Here is a 22,297-nt window from a genome sequence, read left to right on the forward strand (position 1 = left end):
TCAGGACATGGGACGAGTCACGGAACGACGCAAGGTGATCCGCATCCGGGACGGGGTGGTCACCACCCGCCCGGACACGCTCGTCGCCGAGGAACCACTGGAGATCCGGCTGAACGGAAAAGCCCTCGCGATCACGATGCGCACCCCGGGCGACGACTTCGCGCTCGCGGCGGGCTTCCTGGTCAGCGAGGGGGTGCTCGGCGCGGCCGACGAACTGCAGAACATCGTCTACTGCGCCGGCGCCACCGTGGACGGTTCCAACACCTACAACATCGTCGACGTGCGGACCGCGCCCGGTCTCGTCATCCCCGACATCACGCTCGAACGCAACGTGTACACGACGTCGTCCTGCGGGCTGTGCGGCAAGGCCAGCCTGGACGCGGTCCGCACGACGGCCCGCTGGACGATCGACGACACGCACGGCGACACGGCTCCCCCGGTACGGCTCGGACCCGAACTGCTCGCGAGCCTCCCCGACCGGCTGCGCGCGGCGCAGCGCGTGTTCGACCGGACCGGGGGTCTGCACGCGGCGGCCCTGTTCACCGAGGACGGCGAGCTGGTCGACATCCGGGAGGACGTGGGCCGGCACAACGCGGTCGACAAGCTGGTCGGCCGCGCCCTCCAGAACGGCTCCCTGCCCCTCTCCCGCACGGTCCTGCTCGTCTCGGGACGCGCCTCCTTCGAGCTGGCCCAGAAGGCGGTGATGGCAGGCATCCCGGTGCTCGCCGCGGTCTCGGCGCCCTCCTCGCTCGCGGTCGACCTGGCCGCCGAGTCGAACCTGACCCTCGTCGGTTTCCTGCGGGGCACCTCCATGAACGTGTACGCGGGCGAGCACCGCATCGCTCTGCAGGCCGCGGCCGCTCAGAGCTGACCGGTCTCCCCGCTGCACGGCGGCGGGGCCCCGATCCGGCGGGGAGCGCCCCCTGCGCCGGAGGGGCCCCGCCTCACTCCCGTACGGCTCGGCAACGGACAGGCAGACGCCATCCCGCACACCGACACCGGTGTGCGGGAACTTGTCGCGCCACGGCCGTGCGCGCTTCTTGTGAGGTGCCAGGGAGCCCAGTAGCGTCTGCTCCGCGCAGCCAGGACATGGGATGTCCAGATGTCCGCACGCACGAGACGCAGCAGACGCAAGAGACGCAGCAGACGCATGAAGGGCAGGTCGCACCATGCCGTCAAGCCTTCGCGCACGCCCCCGAACCCCCCGCACGGCCAGACCGTGGAGGACCGCTGTCACCGGTGCCCTGACAGCGGTCCTCACCGTCACCGCGCTGCTCGGGCCGCCGGGCACCGGACACGCCGGGACCGCTGCCGAACCGGGAGGGGCCACCGGAGTCGCCGCGTTCGAACAGCAGGTGCTTTTCAAGGCCTCCCAGGACCCTGGATACGCCTGCTTCCGGATTCCGGCCGTCGTGAGGACGACGAAGGGCACCCTGCTGGCGTTCGCCGAGGGCCGGGTGAACGACTGCGGCGACGCCGGTGACATAGACATCGTGCTCAAGCGCTCCACCGACGGCGGTCGCACCTGGGGCCCGCTCCAGGTCATCAACGAGGGCGCGGGCGACACCCACGGCAACCCCGCGCCCGTGGTGGACCGCAGAACCGGCCGGGTCGTGCTGGCCGAGACGTACAACACGGGGCGTACGGACGGCGGCAACTGCGCCGTCCCCTGCGACCGTACCCCGCGCACGCAGCACAGCGACGACGACGGGCTCACCTGGTCCGAGCCCCGCGACCTCAGCGACGAGATCCTGCCCGCGCACTGGAACTCCTGGTACGCGACCGGGCCGGTGCACGGCATCCAGCTGACCCACGGCAAGCACGTGGGACGGCTCGTCCTCGCCGTCAACACCGAGACGTGGAACGGCAGCCATGTCACCGCCAACCACGCGGCGCTCATCGTCAGCGACGACGGCGGCGACCACTGGCGGGTCGGGGCGACGGACTCGTGGCCGATCGCGCGGGACGGCACGTTCCGGCAGAAGCCGTCCGAGATGACCGTCACCGAGCGCGCCGACGGCACGGTCCTGGTCAGCGGGCGCGAGCAGGACGGCACCGATCCCGGCCACCGCACCCAGGCGTTCAGCACCGACGGCGGTGACAGCTTCACCTCGCGCTTCGAGGCCCTGCCCGACCTCTACACTCCGCAGGTCCAGGGCTCCACGCTGCGCATGGGCAACCGGATCCTGCTCGCCTGCCCCGGCGACCCGGACCGCCGCCGCACGATGATGATCCGCTCCTCCTACGACGGCGGACGCACCTGGGACAGCGTCGACCGCGGCACGGTCGTCACGGCGGACTGGTCCGGCTACTCCGACCTGGTCGGCATCGGCGCCGACACGGCGGGCCTGCTGTACGAGGGCGGCGCCGTGGACGCACGCGACGAGATCCGCTTCGCACGCTTCACCGAGGACTGGATGGCACCGCGCCGCGGCCCGGACCCGACCACCCCCGACCTCGCCCCGCGACAGGCGACAGCCCCGCGCGCACCCGGCGCGGCGGTTCTCGGCGGCGCGACGCGGACGGACGGCGTGTTCGGCGGGGCCCTCGCGTTCGACGGCACCGACGACGCCGTACGCCTGCCCTACCGGACCCAACTGCTTCTCGGAACGCGGGACTTCACGGCGTCGCTGTGGTTCCGCCACACGGCCACCGCGGGCGAGCAGCCGTTCCTGTGGATGGGCGGGGTCGGCGCCAACCAGCCGCAGGTGTGGCTGCGCGGCGAACCCGCGAACAACCGGGTCCAGGGGCTGATCACGACCCGGGACGGCGCGAGCGCCCCCCGCTCCGCGTCCGTGCACACGAGTGGCGCGTACAACGACGGGCGGTGGCACCATCTGGCGCTGCGCCGGGGCGCGGGACAGCTGACGCTGTTCATCGACGGGACCGTGGCCGCCACGGCGGCGGACGTACCGGGATCGGTGAGCCGCAACTCGCCGTTCGGGGTCCATGTCGGCCAGAAGCTGGACGGCCGCGCCCACTTCACCGGCGCGATCGACGACGTCCGGGTCTACGACCGGGCGCTGAGCGACGGCGAACTGGCCGATGTGCGCACCGGGGACGAGCCGGTGACGGGGAACACCGTCCTGCGGCTGCCCATGGACCGCGTGAGCGCCGGCCACTAACGTCCCGGGCGTGCCCGACGACACACGAGCCCGACAGCGCACGGGGACCGGGCCGGGTCTGCTCCTGGCCCTGGCCCTGGCCCTGGTCCTCGGCGCGGTGCTGCTCACCGCCCTCCCGGAGGACGACAGCGGGGACACCGCCTGCGAGGCCCGTACGGTCGCGTCCTGGGCCGCGAACACCGAGGTCACGGACGAGTTCGCGCGGTACGGGGACGACGCCTCGCGGGCCGACGACTGGACCGGCGGCGACGGTACGCACTCGGTGCGGCTGCCGGACGGGCGGGTGCTCTGGCTGTTCTCGGACACCTATCTCGGCCAGGTGTACCGTCCGCCGAACCCGGCGGGCGAGTCCTACGCCTGGCGGGACACGACCGCGCCGCTGGTACGCAACTCGGCCGTGGTGATGAAGGGCGGGCGTCTGCAACGCACCCTGCCTGCCCCGCTGTTCGCGGACCCGGCGCCCGGCCGGTGGCGCTGGCCGGTGGCGGCGCGCGTCGAGCCCCGCTCCCCCGGCTCGTCCGAGCAGGTCGTCCGGGTCGTGCTGTGGACCCGTACGACCGGCGCGTATCCGTGGATCTACGGGGTGCCCGCCGCCACCGAGGTCGCCACGCTGTCGCTGCCCGGTCTGCGGCTCGAAGGCATCACGCAGATCCTCGACCAGCGGCAGGTCCGGGAGCCGGCGCGGCGGGTGCTGTTCGGCACGACCGTGCTGACCCACGACGAGGACTGGACGTACGTGTTCGGCGGGGACGACGCGCGGGCCGCCGCCCGGCCCGCGTCGCACGCGTACGTCGCGCGCGTGCCCCGGGGGCGGCTCGCGGACCCGGACGCGTGGCGGTACTGGGACGGCGAGCGGTGGACCATCCCCTCGCTGATGAAGCCGGTGCTGGGGGACGGCGAACGCAAGGGGGTGGGCAGCGCGTTCACGGTGGCCCGCGACGGAGGGACGTACGTGCTGTTCACGATGGCGGCGGGCACCCAGGGGCTGACGACCGTCACCTCGTACTGGGCGTGCTCCCCCACCGGGCCCTGGCACGGGCCCGGCAAGGGCTTCAGCCCGCCGCTGCCGGAGCGGGGGGCGGGCGTGGCGGCGTACAACCCGCAGGTCCATCCGGCGATGAGCCGGGGCGGGCTCGTGCTGAGCTACGACGTCAACTGGCTGGACGCGAACGGCGGGGCGACGGCGCAGGCCAACCTCAGCCGGAACGTGTCCCTGTACCGACCGCGATTCGTGACGCTGCGGCTGGGTCCGGGGTGAGGGACGGCCGCGCCTGCGCCTCGGCCTCCGCCTCGGGGTCGCGGGAGCGGCGCTTGGCGATGACCGCGCAGACCATGAGCTGCATCTGGTGGAAGAGCATCAGCGGCAGCACGGCCAGCGAGGCGTGGGCGCCGAACAGCACGCTCGCCATGGGCAGGCCGGACGCCAGCGACTTCTTCGAGCCGGCGAACTGGACGGCGATACGGTCCGGCCGGCCGAACCCGAGGGCCTTGGACCCGTACCAGGTCACCGCCAGCATGATCGCGAGGAGAACGGCCTCGACGGCGAGCAGTCCGCCCAGGCGCAGCGGGCTGACCTGGTGCCAGATGCCCCGCACCATGCCCTCGCTGAAGGCGGTGTAGACGACCAGCAGGATCGAGCCGCGGTCCACGTAGCCGAGGACCTTCCTGTGGCGGGCGACGAAGCCGCCGATCCAGCGGCGCAGCAGCTGTCCGGCGAGGAACGGCACGAGCAGTTGGAGCACGATCCTCAGGAGCGAGTCCGCGGAGAAGCCGCCTCCCGTGCTGCCGAGGAGCGCCGCGGCGAGCAGCGGGGTGAGCACGATGCCCACGAGGGAGGAGAAGGAGCCCGCGCAGATCGCGGCGGGCACGTTGCCGCGCGCCATGGAGGTGAAGGCGATGGACGACTGGATCGTCGAGGGCACGAGGGTCAGGAAGAGCAGCCCGGTGTAGAGGTGGTGGTCCAGGAGCACCGGTTCGAGGCCGCGGGCCGCCAGCCCCAGCAGCGGGAACAGTACGAACGTGCAGGCCAGGACCGTGAGGTGCAACCGCCAGTGCCGTACGCCGTCCATCGCCTCGCGGGTGGACAGACGCGCCCCGTAGAGGAAGAAGAGGAAGGCGATCGCCGCGGTGGAGGCGCCTGAGGCGACCTCGGCGCCGGTACCGCGGGCGGGCAGCAGGGCGGCGATTCCCACCGTCCCGAGCAGCAGCAGGATGTACGGATCTATCGGCAGCCAGGACGGCCACTTCAGGCGTTTCACGGTGCTCCGATGTTGCTGGGTTCTTGTGCCATTGCTGTCACTGGTGTCACTGGTTCTGGTGTCACTGGTGTCAGAGGGTCTTGTCGGCGATTTCCGGACGGTGTGCGCCCTCTCCATCGTCCTCCTCCGGTCCTTGATCGGGAATCCGGTATACCGCTCTGACTGTCATCACGAACCGCGATGACACGGTAGCCTCGGGCCCGTGTACGACCCCTCGCAGCTGCGTACCTTCCTCGCCGTGGCCCAAACGCTGAGCTTCACGCAGGCGGCCCGGCGGCTCGGGCTGCGCCAGTCCACGGTCAGCCAGCATGTGCGCCGTCTGGAGAGCACCGCCGGGCGGCAGCTGTTCACCCGGGACACCCACTCCGTGGAGCTGACGGAGGACGGCGAGGCGATGCTCGGGTTCGCGCGCCGGATCCTGGAGGCGCACGAGCAGGCGGCGGCGTTCTTCAGCGGCACGCGGCTGCGCGGCCGGCTGCGGTTCGGTGCCTCGGAGGACTTCGTCCTGACCCGGCTGACCGAGATCCTGGAGGGATTCCGCCACGACCACCCCGAGGTCGACCTGGAGCTGACGGTGGAGCTCTCGGGGACCCTGCACGAGCAGCTGGCCGACGGGCGGCTCGACCTTGTGCTGGCCAAGCGCCGGCCCGAGGACCCGCGCGGCGAGCTGGTCTGGCACGACCGCATGGTCTGGATCGGTGGGGAGCGGCTGCGGCTGGATCCCGACCGTCCGGTCCCGCTGATCGTGTACCCGCCGCCGGGCATCAGCCGGGCCCTGGCCCTGGAGGCCCTGGAGCGCCAGGGCCGGTCCTGGCGCGTCGCGTGCACGAGCGGCAGCCTCAACGGCCTCATCGCGGCGGCCCGCGCGGGTCTCGGCGTGATGGCCCACACGCGGGGCCTGATCCCGCCGGGCCTCGTCCGCGTCCCCGACCGCGCGGGCCTGCCGGAACTCGGCGAGGTGGATTTCGTCCTGCTCCACGGCAGACGCCACACGGCATCCCGAGGCGCGGCGGACGCCCTGGCCACCACAATCCTGACATCCCCGGACCGCCTCCACCGAACCCCATAAAGAGCACACCCCAAGGGGCGCGGGGAACTGCGCACCCACCCCCACCGCCCCGCAGACTCATCAAGCGCCCACGGCATCGCCCTCAAGGGGCGCGGGGAACGGCGCACCCAGCCCCACCGCCCCGAAGGTTCCCCCGGCGGCAGCCCACCCCCGCGTAAGCGCCCGGTACAGATTCCGTGGAGATTACGGAACCGAAACTTACGGAAGAGTAAGGATTCTGTCCCGGCCTCCCCCCTTGTGGCCGGATTTAAGGGGTTGACCAGCGCGAACGTCACACCCGACCCCGCTCCGCCGCCCCTCCCGCGCCGGCGTCACGTGGGGTAGCTTTCACCGCGCTGCGGAGCACCGAAGGAGCGAGGATTGAGCGAGTTCACCAACCCTCCCCTGGCGTCGGCACCGCCGGTGGGCGGCCTGGCCGATGCCGTCTTCGACCATGCCCAGGAGGACCCCCTCTACATCGCACTGGGCCGCAAGGACGAGCACGGCGGGTGGCGGGACGTGACGTCCGCCGAGTTCCGTGACGAGGTCCTCGCACTCGCCAAGGGCCTCCTGGCGCACGGTGTCCGCTTCGGCGACCGCGTCGCGATCATGTCCCGTACGCGCTACGAGTGGACCCTCTTCGACTACGCACTGTGGTCGATCGGCGCGCAGGTCGTCCCGATCTACCCCACCTCGTCGGCCGAGCAGGTCTTCTGGATGCTGCACGACGCCCAGGTGTCGGCGGCCATGGTGGAGCACGAGGACCACGCGATGACCGTCGCCACGGTCATCGACCGGCTGCCGACGCTGCACAAGCTGTGGCAGCTCGACGCGGGCGCCGTGCAGGAGCTGTACGAGGCCGGCGGCCACATCGACGACGAGGTGGTCCACCGGCACCGCCGCGCGGTCACGCCGGAGTCGACGGCGACGATCATCTACACGTCCGGCACCACCGGCCGCCCCAAGGGCTGCGTCCTGTCGCACGCCAACTTCATGTTCGAGACGGACACGGCGATCGGACGCTGGGAGCCGCTCTTCCACTCCAAGCGCGGCGACGAGGCGGCCACCCTGCTGTTCCTGCCGCTCGCGCACGTCTTCGGGCGGATGGTGCAGGTCGCCGCGGTCCGGGGGAAGGTCAAGTTCGGCCATCAGCCGCAGCTTAACGCGGCGGCCCTGCTGCCGGATCTGGCCGCGTTCCGGCCGACGTTCTTCCTGGCCGTGCCGTACATCTTCGAGAAGGTCTTCAACGCGGCCCGCCGCAAGGCCGAGAAGGAGGGCAAGGGCGGCCCGTTCGAGAAGGCCGTCGAGGTCGCGGTGCGCTACGCGGACGCGGTCGAGGCGAAGGCCTGGGACATCGGCCCGGGACCCTCGGCGGCGCTGCGCATGCAGCACCAGCTCTTCGACAAACTCGTCTACTCCAAGATCCGCAGCGCGATGGGCGGGCGCGTACGGCACGCGATGTCCGGCGGTTCCGCGATGGACCGCCGCCTCGGCCTGTTCTTCGCGGGCGCCGGCGTGCAGATCTACGAGGGGTACGGGCTCACCGAGTCCACGGCCGCCGCGACCGCCAACCCGCCCGAGCGCACCCGGTACGGGACCGTGGGCCAGCCCATCCCGGGCACGACCGTGCACATCGCGGACGACGGCGAGATCTGGCTGCGCGGCGACAACGTCTTCCAGGGCTACCTCAACGACCCGAAGGCCACCGACGCGGCCCTGCACGACGGCTGGCTCGCCACCGGCGACATCGGCGCGCTCGACGAGGACGGCTACCTCACCATCACCGGGCGCAAGAAGGAGATCCTGGTGACCTCCGGCGGCAAGAGTGTGTCGCCGGGCGTCCTGGAGGAGCGGGTGCGCGACCATCCGCTGGTCGCGCAGTGCATCGTCGTCGGCAACGACCGGCCGTACATCGCGGCGCTCGTGACGCTCGACGCGGAGGCCGTCGACCACTGGCTGCAGATGCGGGGAAAGTCCCCGCTCACCCCCGCCCAGCTGGTGCGGGACCCCGATCTGGAAACCGAGGTACGGCGGGCCGTGGTCGCCGCGAACACCCTGGTCTCCCAGGCCGAGTCGATCCGCACGTTCCGGATACTGGCCCACCAGTTCACCGAGGAACACGGCCTGCTGACCCCGTCCCTGAAGCTGAAGCGCAAGGCGATCGAGAACGCGTACGCGACGGAGGTGGAGGCCTTGTACCGCGCGTAGCGCGTGACAGGGGCGCCCCGGAGGGGGCGCGGGGAACTGCGCGCCCAGCCCCCACCACCCCGTACCCGACACACGACCTGACGTCTCGTCACATATAGCCGCGCCGCATATTGACGCCCCGTCAGATCCACCGGATCATTTCGGTCACCCGAGTCACCCGACGGAGGGGGCCGACCGTGTCACGACCGACCCGCACCATTGCCGCAGCGGTGGCCGCGACCGCCCTGCTGTTGACCGCCGCCTGCAACTCGACCTCATCCGGCGGGACTTCGAAGACCGGGGACTCCGTACGCGGGGTCACGGACACCCGGATCAAGGTCGGCGGCATCGTCTCGATGACCACCGCGAGCGGCTACTCGAAAAAGGACACCGACCTCGGCGCGAAGGCCCGTTTCGACCGCGCCAACGCCGAAGGCGGACTGCACGGACGGAAGATCGACTACCTCGGCGCCGAGGACGACGGCCAGGACCCGTCCAGAAACCTCGCGGCGGCGCGCGAACTCGTCCAGCGCGACAAGGTGTTCGCGATAGCGCCGATGAGTTCGACGACCTTCTCCGGCGCGGACTTCCTGCAGAAGCAGCGGGTCCCCACCTTCGGCTGGGGCACCCTGCCGTCGTTCTGCGGACCGTCGTACATCTACGGTTTCGGCGGCTGCATGGTGCCGACGCCGGGCGGCACCATCTCGCAGACCTGGCCCGAGGGCCTCGAACAGGTGATGGGCGGCGCCGAGGGCCGGAGCGTGGCGATCCTCGCCAACGACAGCGACGCCGGGAAGTTCGGCATTCGCACCTACCGGCAGAGCTTCGAATCGGCGGGCTTCAGGGTGACCTTCGCCAAGCCCTCGGTGCCGGCGGCCTCCGTCCCGAGCGACTGGTCGGCCTACACGAAGGAGATCCTGCGCAGCGACGGCGGCAAGGCGCCGGACGCGATCGTCTCCGTGATGCAGACCCCGTACAACATCGGGCTGTTCACGGCGGTCAAGCGGACGGGCTACCGCGGTGTCCTCACCGATCCGACCGACTACGACCCGGGGCTGCTGGCCAAGAGCGCCACGCGGAAGGCGCTCGACGGGGTGCATGTCCTGACGTCGTTCCAGCCGTTCGAGCAGCGGAGCGCGGCGATGACGCGGTTCAGGAAGGACATCAGGAAGGCCGCGGGCGGGGAGGTGCCCCTCAACATGCACATGATGACCGGCTACATGTCGGCCGATCTCTTCCTCGCCATCGCCGAGAAGGCCGGCCGGGACCTGACGGTGTCGTCCTTCCAGAGGGCGGCGGACGGGTTCGCGGACACCGGCACGCTCGTCGGCGACCGGGCCGAACGGAAGGGCCAGAAGGAGTCGTTCGGGTGCGGGGCGCTCGTCCAGCTCAAGGGCGGCGAGTACGTGGTGTCGGCGCCCTTCGAGTGCTATCCGCCGATCCCCTTCACGTAGGGGATCCCCTTCGAGCAGGGGCGGGGTGACGCGGCATGGCCGACCTACTCGGATTCGTACTGAGCGGACTGGTGTCGGGCGCGCTGTACGCGCTGCTCGCGACCGGTCTCGTGCTCTCCTACTCGGCGTCGGGCCTGTTCAACTTCGCGCACGGCGCCACCGCCTACCTCTGCGCCCTCGCCTTCTACGAACTGCACTCGGGTTTCGGCTGGCCGGCCGTCCCGACGGCGGTGCTGCTGGTGTGCGTACTGGCGCCCGCGCTGGGCTGGGGCCTGGACCGGCTGATGTTCCGCAAGCTGGCGCGGGTCGGTGAGACGGCCCAGATCGTCGCCACCATCGGCCTGTTGGTGGCGCTGCCCGCGCTGGGTCTGTGGATCGTCGAGCTGCTGCGGGACGCGGGCACGTCCGTGAAACCCGCCGAGAACCAGTTCGGGCTGCCGGGGGTCGGACCCAGCCCCGCGAAGTCCTGGCAGCCGGTCGACGGCGTCGGCATCGACTCCGACCAGCTGATCATCTGGGCCGCGACGGCCGTGGTCGCCGCCGGTCTGTGGGTCCTGATGCGGCACACCCCGCTGGGGCTGAAACTGAGGGCGGCCGTCGACAACCGCTCGCTGGTGGAGTTGCGCGGGCTGAGCGCGGACCGGCTGTCGTCCATCGCGTGGATGCTGTCGTCGGGGCTCGCGGGTCTGGCGGGGGTACTGGCCACTCCGCTCCTCGGGCTGTCGGCCCACGACTTCACGCTGTTCCTCTTCGTCTCGGCGACGGCGGCGGTGCTCGGCCGTTTCGTCTCGGTACCACTGGCGTTCGTGGGCGGGCTCGGGCTCGGGGTGCTGCAGAACCTCGTCGCCGGGTACGCGGACTTCGCCGAGCGGATCACCGGGTTCCGTACCGCCGTGCCCTTCCTGATCCTCTTCGCCGGGCTGCTGCTGTTGACGCGGCGCGGGCGTACGGCGGGTACGGCGGCGGTGGACCCGCCGCCGGTCGACTACCTGACAGGGCGCTCCGGACTGCGGCGGTGGGGCCCGTGGACGGTGGCGGCCGTCCTGCTCGCGACCGCCTTCTACACGGTCACGACCCCCTTCTGGAGCGGCCTCCTCGCCCAAGGGCTGGCCCTGTCCCTGGTGTTCGTGTCCTTCACGGTGGTGACGGGGCTCGGCGCGATGGTGTCGCTGGCGCAGGCGACCTTCGTGACGGGGGCGGCACTGGTGGCGGGGCTGCTGCTGAGCCACGGCTGGCCGTTCGTGGCGGCGGCGGCCGCGGGGACGTGCGCGGCGGCGGTGCTCGGGGCCCTGGTCGCCCTCCCGGCGCTGCGGCTCGGTGGCCGCTCGCTCGCGCTGGCGACCCTCGCGCTGGCCTTCCTCGCCGATCAGGTCCTGTTCCAGATCGGCCGGCTGCGCAACGGCGACACGGGGTGGGCGATCCCCCGGCCGGTCCTCGGCCCGGTGGACCTGGGCGACGACCGGGCGTTCGGGGTGGCGCTGACGGTACTGGTCGCCCTGGCCGTCGCCGTGCTGAGCGCGCTGCGGAACTCGCCGTCCGGCCGGGCGATGCTCGCGGTGCGCTCGGCGCCCGCGGCGGCGATGGCGTCCGGGGTGTCGGTCGTCCGCACCAAGCTGGTGCTGTTCACGCTGTCCGCCGGCCTCGCGGGCTTCGGCGGCGTCATGTACGCCTCCTACAACACCCGTGTCACCGCTACCGACTTCACTGCGATGACGGGCCTTATCTGGCTCGCGGTGGTCGTGGCGGCGGGCCTGCGGCGCCCGCAGTTCGCGGTGGTCGCCGGCCTGGTCTACGCCGTCGTACCGCATCTCGTCTCGGAACACGTCACCGAGTCGGTCCACCTCCCGGTGATCCTCTTCGGCCTGGCAGGCCTGGCCCTGGCGAACGACCCGGACGGCTATTGCGCGGCGGTGCCGGCGCGCCTGCACCGACGACGGCTGGCGAGGGCGGGGGCGCCGGACGCGAGCACCCCGGACGCAGGCCCGGCACCCGGGTCGACCACCGCGCTACCGACCGGCGCGGCGACGGCCGACACGGGGGCAACCGGCACGGTGACAACCGCCGCGGACTCGACCGCCGCGATCCTGACCGGCACGGCGCCGACCGCGGCGGGCTTGTCCGGTACGGTCCCGACCGCGGCGGGCTCGACCGGTACGGCCCCCACCCCGGCAGGCCCGACCGGCACGGCCCCGGGCGGCGCCACCCCGGCCCACGCGGGCTCGACCGACGCCGTAGCGGGCAGCGCGGGTCCAAGCGGTGCGGGCTCAAGCGAGGTGGCTTCGACCGGCACCGGCGCCGGCGGCGCGGGCTCGGGCGGCGTGATGTCCGCCGAGGCCGCGCCCGGAGTTGTCGTCGCCGGGCAGGTGGGTGTGTCGGAGGGCTCCGTCGGCGGGCCGTTCGCCGCCGCACTGTGCCTGCGCGGCATCCGTGCCGGTTACGACGGCGCGGCCGTACTGCACGGGGTGGATCTCGCGGTGCGGCCCGGCGAGATCCTCGCGTTGCTCGGCCCGAACGGGGCCGGAAAATCGACGACGTGCCGTGTCGCCGCAGGCCTCGTGACGCCGCTCGGAGGCCAGGTGTACGTGGCGGGACGCGACGCCACGAGGGAAGATGCCGTACGCCGGTCACGAGCCGGAGTCGTCCTCGCGCCGGAGGGGCGGGGCATCTTCCCGGCCCTCACCATCGAGGAGAACCTCGGCCTGTATCTGCGCGGCCGGGACGGACGGGACGCACGCGAAGCCGTGTACGAGCGCTTCCCCGGACTCGCCGGACGGCGCGGCGTCCCCGCGGGCGCCCTCTCCGGAGGAGAACAGCAGATGCTCGCCCTCGCCCCGCTCCTCCAGCGCCCCCCGAAGGTCCTGGTCGCCGACGAACCCTCCCTCGGCCTCGCGCCCCGGGTCGTCGAGGAGGTCTTCCGCCTCCTGACCGAACTCCGCGACCACGGAACGGCCCTGCTCCTCGTGGAGGAGAAGGCCACCGAGGTGCTGAAGGTCGCGGACACGGTCGCGTACCTGGCACAGGGGCGCGTGTCGTGGTGCGGCCCGCGCGCGGCCGTGGAGGCCGACCGGCTGACGGAGGCCTATCTGGGACTGGCGACCGCGCGCGAGGGAGTGGCCCGCCCATGACGAGCACGAACGCCCCCGCCTCCCGCCCCGTCCTGCGCGCCGACCGGGTCGGCGTCCGCTTCGGCGGCGTACGCGCACTCGACGACGTGAGCCTGTCCCTGCGCCCGGGCGAGATCTGCGGGCTCATCGGCCCCAACGGCGCCGGGAAGACCACCCTCTTCGACGTGCTGTCCGGCATCCGCCGCCCCGACGAGGGCCGTGTCCACCTCGACGGGACGGACGTCACCCGCCGTTCCCCGGTCTGGCGCGCCCGCCACGGGATGCGCCGCACGTTCCAGCGCCAGCAGCTGTTCGGGCAGCTCACCGTGGCCGACAACCTGGTGGTGGCCCAGGAGTGGCGCGGCGGCGGAGGCGGGCTCGCGGCCGACCTGCTGGGGGCGCCGGCCCGGCGTACGTACGAGAGGGAACGCCGGGCCCGGGCCGCCGAGGTCCTGCGCGCCTGTGGGCTCGACGGCCTCGGCGGCACCTACGCCGCCGCCCTCCCCGTGGGCCGCGCCCGCATGGTCGAACTGGCCCGCGCCGTCGCGGACCCGCCCCGGGTACTCCTGCTGGACGAACCCGCCGCCGGGACGACGGCCGAGGAGAGCCGCCAACTGGCCGCCGTAGTGAGCCGGTTGTCCGCACAGGAGGGCTGCGCGGTCCTCCTCGTCGAGCACGACGTCGCCTTCGTCATGGAAGTGTCCACCCGGATCGTCGTACTCGACCTGGGCCGGGTCCTCGCCGAGGGCACCCCCGCCGAGGTGCGCGCCGACCGGCGGGTGCGGGAGGCGTACCTGGGCACGGCGGCGGTCGTACGGGCCGGCGCCCCCGCCGAACGGCGTGACTGAACGTGATCAATGGTTCGGACCTGCCCCAGCGGGTACTTTCCGGCCAATCTCCTATTCGACCGGCGAACGCACGGGACAGGAATGCATGACAGCCCGTGATCGTTGACGATGGAGTACCACCCGACGACGTAAGGATCGAAAGCTCGTGAGCAAGGTCCCCCCGATCACCCTGAACAACGGCGTCGAGATGCCCCAGCTGGGCTTCGGTGTCTGGCAGGTGCCGGACGACGAGGCCGAGCGAGCCGTCTCCACCGCGCTTGAGGCCGGGTACCGCAGCATCGACACCGCCGCGATCTACGGCAACGAAGTGGGCACCGGCAAGGGCCTCGCCTCCTCCGGCATCGCCCGCGAGGACCTCTTCGTCACCACCAAGCTCTGGAACGCCGAACAGGGCTACGACTCGACACTGCGCGCCTTCGACGAGTCCCTGGAGAAGCTCGGCCTCGACTACGTCGACCTGTACCTCATCCACTGGCCGATGCCGGACCGGGGCAAGTACATCGACACGTACAAGGCCTTCGAGAAGCTGCACTCGGACGGCCGCGCCAAGTCCATCGGTGTCTCCAACTTCCACCCGGAGTACCTGGAGAAGCTGCTCGACGCGACGTCCGTCGTGCCGGTCGTCAACCAGATCGAGCTGCACCCGCACCTTCAGCAGTCCGCGGCCCGTGAGTTCCACGCGGAGCACGGCATCGCCACCGAGGCCTGGTCCCCGCTCGGCCAGGGCAAGGGCCTCCTGGAGGTCCCCGCCATCGTGGCCATCGCCCGCAAGCACGACCGTACGCCCGCCCAGGTCGTCCTGCGCTGGCACCTGCAACTGGGCAACGTGGTGATCCCCAAGTCCGTGACCCCGTCCCGGATCAAGGAGAACATCGACGTCTTCGGCTTCACCCTCGACGCCGAGGACATCGCCGCGATCACCGCCCTCGACGAGGGCCACCGCCTGGGTTCCGACCCGGCGACGGTCAACGACTGAGCGAGCGGCCGCGTGACCGCCTGAGGAAGCCGCCGCCCGGTCGGGCGGCGGCTTCCTCAGAGCCTGTGTCATGTCCCCGGCCGGCTCAGACCGGCTGCCCGATCGGCCGTACGACCACGGTGTTGACGTCGACCCCGGCCGGCTGCCGGATCGCCCAGACGACCGACTCCGCGAGCTGGTCCGAGGTGAGCAGATGCCCGGGCGGCAGACTGCCATAGCTGTCCCAGAACGGGGTCTCCACCCGTCCCGGGGAGATCAGCGTCACCCCCACGCCGTACTCGGTGACCTGCCGGCGGGTGTTCTCGGCGAGGCCGGTCACGGCCCACTTCGTCGCCCCGTAGATGTTGCCGGGGCCGTGGACATGCCCGGCCACGCTGCCGATGAGCACGATCCGGCCGCGGGTCTCCTTCAGCTGGTCGATCGAGGCCCTGATGAGCAGTGCGGGTCCGAGCACATTGGTCAGCACCATGTCCCGCCAGCCGGCCGGATCGCCCTCGGCGACGGTGTCGTGCGTGGCGTACCCGGCGTTGGCGACGACGGTGTCGAGCCGCCCGAACCTCGTCACCGTCGCCTCGACCGCGGCCCGCACCTGGTCGTAGTCGGCCGCGTCACCCTGGAACGTCAACAGCCCTTCGGGCTTGCCGAGTTGCTCCGCGAACCCACGCAGCCGTTCCTCCCCGCGCCCCGTCACGGCCACCCGGTGCCCGGCGTCGAGCAGTTGCCGCGCCACCGCCGCCCCGATACCGCTGCCGCCGCCCGTGATGAGCGCAACCGGTGAGTCGGTCATGTGATCCCCCAAGACGTGTACGACCAAGCCGTGTCCGACGAGGTGCCCGGAGTCCATCACTTGGAGCACACTCGATGTCAACACCGGCCGAGGGACGCCTGGTTGGGGACCGGGTTACGGCTTCACCCCGACATACACCGTCAGCGCCGTGAGCACGAACACGTCCGGGCGGTGGTGCACGCTCTCCTTGTCCTGCGGGTCGAGGAGCCGGTCGAGGGTGGCGCGGTCGTCGGCGTCGAGGCCTTCGGCCAGGCCGTCGCGGCGGTGGCCGAGGGAGGTGGCGACGAACGCGCGGGCCTCGTCGGAGGCGGGGGCCGGGATGTCGAGCAGGAAGGTACGGGTTCCGGTGTGGCGCAGGCCCACCGCGGAGAGCAGGGCCGGCCAGTCCTCGACGTCCTCCACGACGGCACCGGGCAGCTCCGCCCGCATCCGGGCGAACCACTCCTGCTCGACCGCGTCCATCCGGGCCTGCAGTCCGGGACGGCCGATGCCGAAGTCGCGCGGGAGGTAGCGCGAGGGCAGACCGCCCTCCAGCAGTGCGAGGGTTCCGCCCGGCGCGAGCCGGTCGACGAAGCCCGCGAGGGCGCCGCGCTGGTCGCCGACGTGGTGCAGGGACCTGCTCGCCCAGAGGAGGTCGGCCGGGTACTCCAGGTCGCCGAGCCCGTCACCCAGCTCGGCCCGCAGCGTGCCGAAGCGGTCGGCGATCCCCCGCTGGGCGGCACGTTCGAGGGCACGCTCCAGGAGGGGCTCCGCCCCGTCGACGGCGATGACCCGGGCGGTGGGGAACGTGTCGGCGAGCAGACAGGAGATGACACCGGGACCGCTGCCCGCGTCCACGATCAGCTCGGGATCCGGCCGCGTGTCCCGCAACCAGCTCGCCGCCTGCGTGTACAGCGGACTGAACAGCTCGGCCTCCTGCTCCAGCATCGGAAGCATCTCGGCGAAGTCGATGTGGGTGTGGGTGTGAGAGTGCGAGTGGGCGTGGGAGTGGCTGTGACCGTCGCCGTCGTGCTGGTCGTGACCGTGGGCCATGGCTGCGAGCCTTTCGTTCGGGTACCCCCAGCGTGCTCCACCCCTCCCGAAAACAGCCACTCACCTTGCTGGAACAGCAAACGTTCCCCGCACCCCCCAAGGGGCGCGGGGAACGGCGCAATCTTTTGATCTTTCGAGTGACCGCGCGATCAAGCGCAGGTCACAGAGCGGGATACGCGTTCTTCATGAGCTCCTGGAACTGCGCCGAGAACCAGTGCCCCGACAGCGGCGCGTTCGCCAGCGCCCCCGACATGTTGTTGTTGTTCCGCGGGTTACCGGTGTACGTCGGGTCGCACATGCGGTCGAAGCCCTTGCCCTCGTCGTTCGGGATGGCGGTGCTCGACCCGTCCGACTCGCCCGGAGGCTTCATCCACACGTACGCGTCGATCCCGGTCGCCGGCGACGCCTGCGGCCGCTCGCCGAGGCCCGCGCCCGACTGGTTGCACCAGTTGCCGAGGTGGATGCGCCGGTCGTAGCGCCCCCCGTCGACGTACGTGTCCACCGTGGTCGTGGCGCCGGGTCCGGTGGGCCGGGCCGTGCCGCCCCAGCCGTTGCGGGAGGTGTCGATCAGCATGCCGAGCCCGGAGGAGAAGCCGATCGAGACCAGCTGGGTGCGCATGGCCTGCGCGTACGACTGCTCGTCGACGTACCGGTTCCAGTCGATCCACTTCGACGTACGGACCGATGCCCCGTTCACCGAGTCGTTGATCGTGAAGAAGGCCTCCTTCGTGGCGCTGTAGTTGGCCGTGTTCACGATGAAGCCGTGCACGTCGGCGACGGTCGCGCCCTCGGCGGAGGCGGCCTCCTTGAAGAGCGCGGCGGAGGGCGCGAAGTTGTCGTCCCAGCCGAGCCAGCCATGGTGTCCGGCGTCCACGTAGTTGTAGACGTTGGGCACGTCACCGAGCTTGTTCAGCGCGTAGCCGACGCCCTTGACGTAGTTGCCGTTCGCCTTCATCGTGTCGCAGTTGGCCGTGGCGGTGGCCCGCGGCGAGACGTTAGTGACGAGGTTCGGCAGCGAGTCGATCTCGACCGTGGTGACGATGCGCAGACCCGCGTACTTGGTGTCGGCGAGGATCGCCGCGATCGGGTCGATGTACTGGGTCTTGTACTTGTCGATCTCCGTCGGGCCCAGCTCGCCGTTGGACGCCAGGGCGGCGCAGTCACGGCCGGGCAGGTTGTAGACGACCAGCTGGACGACCAGTTCGTCCGAGCCCTTCTGGGCCAGCGCCGCGTCCAGGTGGGCGCGCAGGCCCATGCCGCCGTTCACACCGTTGATCGCGGCGATCCGGTCGAGCCACACACCGGTCGGCTGGTTGGCGATACGGCTGCCGCCGGTCTCGGCGGTGGCCTTCGCCTTCCACTCCGGGTTCACGTACACCTTGGCACCCGCGTACGGGTTGTCCACCCTGGCGCTTGTTCCCGGATCGGTCGGGTCGGTGGGGTCGGTGGGGTCCGTGCCGCCGTCGTCGACGTTGCAGGTCACACCGTCGAGGGTGAAGGCGGTGGGCAGCGCGTTGGTGCCGCTGTAGGTCCCGTTGAACCCGAAGCTGACCGAACTCCCGGTCGCCAGCACGCCGTTGTAGCTCTCGCTGGCCGCGGTGACCGCGGTACCGCTCTGACTGAGCTTGGCGTTCCAGCCGCTGGTGACCTTCTGGTTGCCGGCGTACGACCACTTCAGGGCCCAACTGGACTTTGCCGTGCTGTTGTTGGTGACCGTCACCGCCGTGGTGAAGCCGGTGTCCCACTGGTTCTGCACCTTGTATTCCACGGTGCAGGGAACGGCGGCCGCGCCGACGTCCGGGGGTATCGCCGCGACAGCGGCGCCCGCGGTCCCGGCGACCAGCGCCAGCGCCGCGAGAAGTGCAGTTCTGGTACGGCTCATGTGCGGGGTGTCCTATTCGTCGAGGGCGCGCACAGGCTCACGCGACCCGATGCCGAACGACGTGGAAGTGCCGTCGTGGGGGGAGAGCAAGCCCGCTTGAGGACGCGGTCCCGGGTGTGCCGGGTCCGGACCGGGCAGGAAAGTGCTCACGTCGAGGCACGTCGAAGCACGTCACGACGCGGCCGATGAAGGAGTGCGTTGGCGCCGACCACCGAAAGCCGACCACTGAGAAGAGTGAACGCGGGGGTGTCGCATGAGCGACTCCTTGCAGTTCGGTCGCGCCGTCATCGACGCGTCGACTGATGGAACCGCTCCCACTGGTGCGGACGAAGGTAGCGCCAAGTGTTGGCAAAGGACAGAGGAGTCGCACTCTTGATCTATCGAATCATTTCGACTCTTCAAGCACCTTGACCCCCTGCACCCCTCTCTCCAATATGGGAGCGCTCCCACTGGTTCAAGGCTTGTTGCTCCTCCCCCCGTCTCCGAGCCGCAAGGAGAGGAACCAGAACATGGCACCCAGACGCAGACGCCGTGCGCGGCGGATGTGGACAGCCGTGGTGGCGGCCCTCGCCCTCCCGCTGACCATGCTCACCACCGGTACAACTCCTGCACAGGCGGCGGCTGTTCAGTGCAGCGTCGACTACAGGACCAATGACTGGGGCTCCGGATTCACCGCCGAGCTCACCCTCACCAACCGCGGCACGGAGGCCATCAGCGGCTGGACCCTGACGTACGGCCACTCGGGCAACCAGCAACTCAGCAGCGGCTGGAGCGGCACCTGGTCGCAGTCCGGGAAGACGGTCACCGCGACGAACGCGTCCTGGAACGGGACCATCGCGTCCGGGGCGGCCGTCACGACCGGCGCCCAGTTCACCTACAGCGGCACCAACACCGCGCCCACCTCCTTCGCGATCAACGGCACGACCTGCGCGGGCGCCCATCAGCCGCCGATCACCGTGCTGACCAGCCCCGCGGCGGGTGCCGTGTACTCCCAGGGGACGGCGGTCCCGCTCGCCGCGACGGCCGCGGCGGCGGACGGTGCGACGGTCAGCAAGGTCGAGTTCTATGACGACACGACCCTGCTGGGCACCGACACCAGCTCGCCGTACTCGCTCTCGGCCTCCGGCTTGACCGCAGGCAATCATTCGTTGCTGGCGAAGGCGTACGACAGCCTGGGCGCGTCGGCGGAGTCCACTCCGGTCGGCATCACGGTCGCCTCGGGTCCCGCGGTGGTGGTCTCACCGACCCAACTGGGCGTGCAGCAGGGCAGGACGGGCACGTACGACGTGAAGCTCTCGACCCAGCCGTCGGCGAACGTGACCGTGGCGACCACTCGCGCGAGCGGCAACACGGGGCTGTCCGTCACCGGCGGAGCGTCGCTGACCTTCACACCGTCGAACTGGACCACCGCGCAGAAGGTGACTCTCACGGGCAACGCCACGGGCACCGGTTCGGCCGTCTTCGACTCGACGGCCACCGGGCACGCGAAGGCCTCGGTCACGGTCACCCAGCTCGCCGCGGCGAAGGAGTACGACGCCCGCTTCCTGGATCTCTACGGGAAGATCACCAACCCGGCGAACGGCTACTTCTCACCGGAGGGCATCCCGTACCACTCGGTGGAGACACTGATCGTCGAGGCGCCCGACCACGGGCATGAGACGACGTCCGAGGCGTACAGCTATCTGCTGTGGCTGCAGGCCATGTACGGCAAGGTGACGGGCGACTGGACGAAGTTCAACGGCGCCTGGGACATCATGGAGAAGTTCATGATCCCCACCCACGCCGACCAGCCGACCAACTCGTTCTACAACGCCTCGAAGCCGGCCACGTACGCACCCGAGCTGGACACGCCGAACGAGTATCCGGCGCAGCTCGACTCGGGGGTCTCCGTGGGTCCCGACCCGATCGCCGCCGAGCTGAAGAGCGCGTACGGCACGGACGACGTGTACGGCATGCACTGGCTGCAGGACGTGGACAACGTCTACGGGTACGGCAACTCGCCGGGCAAGTGCGAGGCGGGCCCGGCCGACACCGGTCCCTCGTACATCAACACCTTCCAGCGCGGTGCGCAGGAGTCGGTGTGGGAGACGGTGCCGCAGCCCACCTGTGACGCCTTCAAGTACGGCGGCACGAACGGGTACCTGGACCTGTTCACGAAGGACGCCTCGTACGCCAAGCAGTGGAAGTTCACCAACGCTCCCGACGCCGACGCGCGTGCCGTGCAGGCCGCGTACTGGGCGGACATCTGGGCCGAGGCGCAGGGCAAGGGCGCGGACGTGTCCGCGACCCTCGGCAAGGCGGCGAAGATGGGTGACTATCTCCGCTACTCCATGTACGACAAGTACTTCAAGAAGATCGGCAACTGCGTGGGGCCGTCGACCTGCCCGGCGGGCACCGGCAAGGACTCCTCGCACTACCTGCTCAACTGGTACTACGCGTGGGGCGGCGCGGCCGACACCTCGGCCGGCTGGGCCTGGCGCATCGGCTCCAGTCACACCCACGGCGGCTACCAGAACCCGCTGGCCGCGTACGCGCTCAGCAGTTACGCCGACCTGAAGCCCAAGTCTGCCACCGGGCAGGCGGACTGGGCCAAGTCCCTGGGCCGGCAGCTGGAGTTCTACCGGTGGCTGCAGTCCAGTGAGGGAGCCATAGCGGGCGGTGCCACCAACAGCTGGCAGGGCCGCTACGCGACACCGCCCTCCGGGACGCCGACCTTCTACGGCATGTTCTACGACGAGAAGCCCGTCTACCACGACCCGCCGTCCAACCAGTGGTTCGGCTTCCAGGCGTGGTCGATGGAGCGGGTCGCCGAGTACTACCAGCAGACCGGGAACGCGGACGCCAAGCTCGTCCTCGACAAGTGGGTCGACTGGGCGCTCGCGAACACCACGGTCAACCCGGACGGCTCCTTCCGGATCCCGAACACGCTCCAGTGGTCGGGCAAGCCCGACACCTGGAACGCGTCGAGTCCCGGCGCCAACACGGGACTTCATGTCACCGTCGCCGACTACACGAACGACGTCGGGGTGGCGGCCGCGTACGCCAAGACTCTGACGTACTACGCCGACCGGTCCGGTGACACCGAGGCGAGGACCACGGCGAAGGCACTGCTGGACGGCATGTGGGCGAACAACCAGGACGCGCTGGGCATCGCGGTCCCGGAGACCCGCGCCGACTACAACCGCTTCGACGACTCGGTGTACGTGCCGAGCGGGTGGAGCGGCACGATGCCGAACGGTGACGCCATCAACTCGTCGTCGACGTTCGACTCGATCCGGTCGTTCTACGAGGACGATCCCGCGTGGTCGAAGATCGAGGCGTATCTGGCCGGCGGGGCCGCGCCGTCCTTCACGTATCACCGGTTCTGGGCCCAGGCGGATATCGCCCTCGCCATGGGCTCGTACGCGGAGCTTCTCGAATAGCCCCGTCGAGCTCCGCGTAGCGCTCCGCGGGACGGGCGGTACTAAGGCTGCGGGCCTGATGTGGCTGGTCACGCAGTTCCCCGCGCCCCTGAGGGGCGAACCCCTCAGGGGCGCGGGGCGCCCTGAGCTCCGCGGACGCCGGACCGGACGGCCCCCGACCGCACCGGGGGCCGT

General features: G+C 70.9%; 14 protein-coding genes. 10 read left to right on the forward strand and 4 right to left on the reverse strand.

Going from position 1 to position 22,297, the window contains the following annotated elements:
* Nucleotides 1-7: 7 nt before the first annotated feature.
* From fdhD to ACIOKD_RS00240, 3 genes are all read left to right on the forward strand, one after another.
* Nucleotides 8-871, forward strand: coding sequence for a formate dehydrogenase accessory sulfurtransferase FdhD (gene fdhD / locus ACIOKD_RS00230; protein WP_402076425.1), 864 nt, complete (start codon nucleotides 8-10; stop codon nucleotides 869-871).
* A gap of 298 nt (nucleotides 872-1,169) precedes the next feature.
* Nucleotides 1,170-3,125 carry an exo-alpha-sialidase gene (locus ACIOKD_RS00235; RefSeq protein WP_402076426.1) on the forward strand — a complete coding sequence of 652 codons (1,956 nt, stop codon included), beginning with the start codon at nucleotides 1,170-1,172 and terminating at the stop codon, nucleotides 3,123-3,125.
* Nucleotides 3,126-3,135: 10 nt separating this feature from the next.
* Entirely contained in the window at nucleotides 3,136-4,383 is a 1,248-nt protein-coding gene (locus ACIOKD_RS00240) for a DUF4185 domain-containing protein (protein ID WP_402076427.1), read from the forward strand.
* On the opposite strand, the gene ACIOKD_RS00245 is transcribed toward ACIOKD_RS00240, so the two are convergent.
* On the reverse strand, nucleotides 4,322-5,383 hold the full coding sequence (locus ACIOKD_RS00245) for a bile acid:sodium symporter family protein (RefSeq protein ID WP_402076428.1): 1,062 nt from the start codon (nucleotides 5,381-5,383) through the stop codon (nucleotides 4,322-4,324). The genes ACIOKD_RS00240 and ACIOKD_RS00245 overlap by 62 nt on opposite strands.
* Before the next feature lie 202 nt (nucleotides 5,384-5,585).
* Here ACIOKD_RS00245 and ACIOKD_RS00250 point away from each other — a divergent pair, with 202 nt between their 5' ends.
* The 6 genes from ACIOKD_RS00250 to ACIOKD_RS00275 all read left to right on the forward strand — a co-directional run bounded on the left by ACIOKD_RS00250 (nucleotide 5,586) and on the right by ACIOKD_RS00275 (nucleotide 15,000).
* Nucleotides 5,586-6,452 carry a LysR substrate-binding domain-containing protein gene (locus tag ACIOKD_RS00250; protein WP_402076429.1) on the forward strand — a complete coding sequence of 289 codons (867 nt, stop codon included), beginning with the start codon at nucleotides 5,586-5,588 and terminating at the stop codon, nucleotides 6,450-6,452.
* 360 nt (nucleotides 6,453-6,812) lie between these two features.
* The gene (locus ACIOKD_RS00255) at nucleotides 6,813-8,639 is read left to right on the forward strand and encodes an AMP-dependent synthetase/ligase (RefSeq protein ID WP_402076430.1); all 1,827 of its coding nucleotides are present in this window, start codon (nucleotides 6,813-6,815) and stop codon (nucleotides 8,637-8,639) included.
* A gap of 176 nt (nucleotides 8,640-8,815) precedes the next feature.
* Entirely contained in the window at nucleotides 8,816-10,072 is a 1,257-nt protein-coding gene (locus tag ACIOKD_RS00260; RefSeq protein ID WP_402076431.1) for an ABC transporter substrate-binding protein, read from the forward strand.
* A gap of 35 nt (nucleotides 10,073-10,107) precedes the next feature.
* Nucleotides 10,108-13,197 (forward strand): ATP-binding cassette domain-containing protein, encoded by a 3,090-nt coding sequence (locus ACIOKD_RS00265; RefSeq protein WP_402076432.1) that lies wholly within the window; start codon nucleotides 10,108-10,110, stop codon nucleotides 13,195-13,197.
* Entirely contained in the window at nucleotides 13,194-14,024 is an 831-nt protein-coding gene (locus tag ACIOKD_RS00270) for an ABC transporter ATP-binding protein (RefSeq protein ID WP_402076433.1), read from the forward strand. The genes ACIOKD_RS00265 and ACIOKD_RS00270 overlap by 4 nt, the downstream gene beginning before the upstream one ends.
* Before the next feature lie 187 nt (nucleotides 14,025-14,211).
* Nucleotides 14,212-15,000: an aldo/keto reductase gene (locus ACIOKD_RS00275; RefSeq protein WP_402077626.1), complete on the forward strand. Its 789-nt coding sequence runs from the start codon at nucleotides 14,212-14,214 to the stop codon at nucleotides 14,998-15,000.
* An 85-nt stretch (nucleotides 15,001-15,085) separates the two neighbouring features.
* Here the strand turns inward: ACIOKD_RS00275 and ACIOKD_RS00280 are convergent, their stop codons facing one another.
* The 3 genes from ACIOKD_RS00280 to ACIOKD_RS00290 all read right to left on the reverse strand — a co-directional run bounded on the left by ACIOKD_RS00280 (nucleotide 15,086) and on the right by ACIOKD_RS00290 (nucleotide 18,701).
* Entirely contained in the window at nucleotides 15,086-15,787 is a 702-nt protein-coding gene (locus ACIOKD_RS00280; RefSeq protein ID WP_402076434.1) for an SDR family oxidoreductase, read from the reverse strand.
* Between the two features lie 114 nt (nucleotides 15,788-15,901).
* Entirely contained in the window at nucleotides 15,902-16,819 is a 918-nt protein-coding gene (locus tag ACIOKD_RS00285; protein WP_402076435.1) for a class I SAM-dependent methyltransferase, read from the reverse strand.
* 160 nt (nucleotides 16,820-16,979) lie between these two features.
* Nucleotides 16,980-18,701 (reverse strand): glycoside hydrolase family 6 protein, encoded by a 1,722-nt coding sequence (locus tag ACIOKD_RS00290; protein ID WP_402076436.1) that lies wholly within the window; start codon nucleotides 18,699-18,701, stop codon nucleotides 16,980-16,982.
* Nucleotides 18,702-19,210: 509 nt separating this feature from the next.
* Here ACIOKD_RS00290 and ACIOKD_RS00295 point away from each other — a divergent pair.
* Entirely contained in the window at nucleotides 19,211-22,123 is a 2,913-nt protein-coding gene (locus ACIOKD_RS00295) for a glycoside hydrolase family 48 protein (protein ID WP_402076437.1), read from the forward strand.
* The last annotated feature ends 174 nt before the right edge of the window (nucleotides 22,124-22,297 follow it).

Origin of the sequence: Streptomyces sp. NPDC087844, assembly GCF_044742785.1 — a bacterium.
In the GTDB taxonomy this organism is placed as follows: domain Bacteria; phylum Actinomycetota; class Actinomycetes; order Streptomycetales; family Streptomycetaceae; genus Streptomyces.

Excerpts from the sequence above, each read along its gene's own strand:
- ACIOKD_RS00290 (WP_402076436.1), bottom strand. The coding sequence starts at position 18,701 with ATGAGCCGTACCAGAACTGCACTTCTCGCGGCGCTGGCGCTGGTCGCC.
- fdhD (WP_402076425.1), top strand. The coding sequence starts at position 8 with ATGGGACGAGTCACGGAACGACGCAAGGTGATCCGCATCCGGGACGGG.
- ACIOKD_RS00265 (WP_402076432.1), top strand. The coding sequence starts at position 10,108 with ATGGCCGACCTACTCGGATTCGTACTGAGCGGACTGGTGTCGGGCGCG.
- ACIOKD_RS00280 (WP_402076434.1), bottom strand. The coding sequence starts at position 15,787 with ATGACCGACTCACCGGTTGCGCTCATCACGGGCGGCGGCAGCGGTATC.
- ACIOKD_RS00270 (WP_402076433.1), top strand. The coding sequence starts at position 13,194 with ATGACGAGCACGAACGCCCCCGCCTCCCGCCCCGTCCTGCGCGCCGAC.
- ACIOKD_RS00295 (WP_402076437.1), top strand. The coding sequence starts at position 19,211 with ATGGCACCCAGACGCAGACGCCGTGCGCGGCGGATGTGGACAGCCGTG.
- ACIOKD_RS00275 (WP_402077626.1), top strand. The coding sequence starts at position 14,212 with ATGCCCCAGCTGGGCTTCGGTGTCTGGCAGGTGCCGGACGACGAGGCC.
- ACIOKD_RS00285 (WP_402076435.1), bottom strand. The coding sequence starts at position 16,819 with ATGGCCCACGGTCACGACCAGCACGACGGCGACGGTCACAGCCACTCC.
- ACIOKD_RS00235 (WP_402076426.1), top strand. The coding sequence starts at position 1,170 with ATGCCGTCAAGCCTTCGCGCACGCCCCCGAACCCCCCGCACGGCCAGA.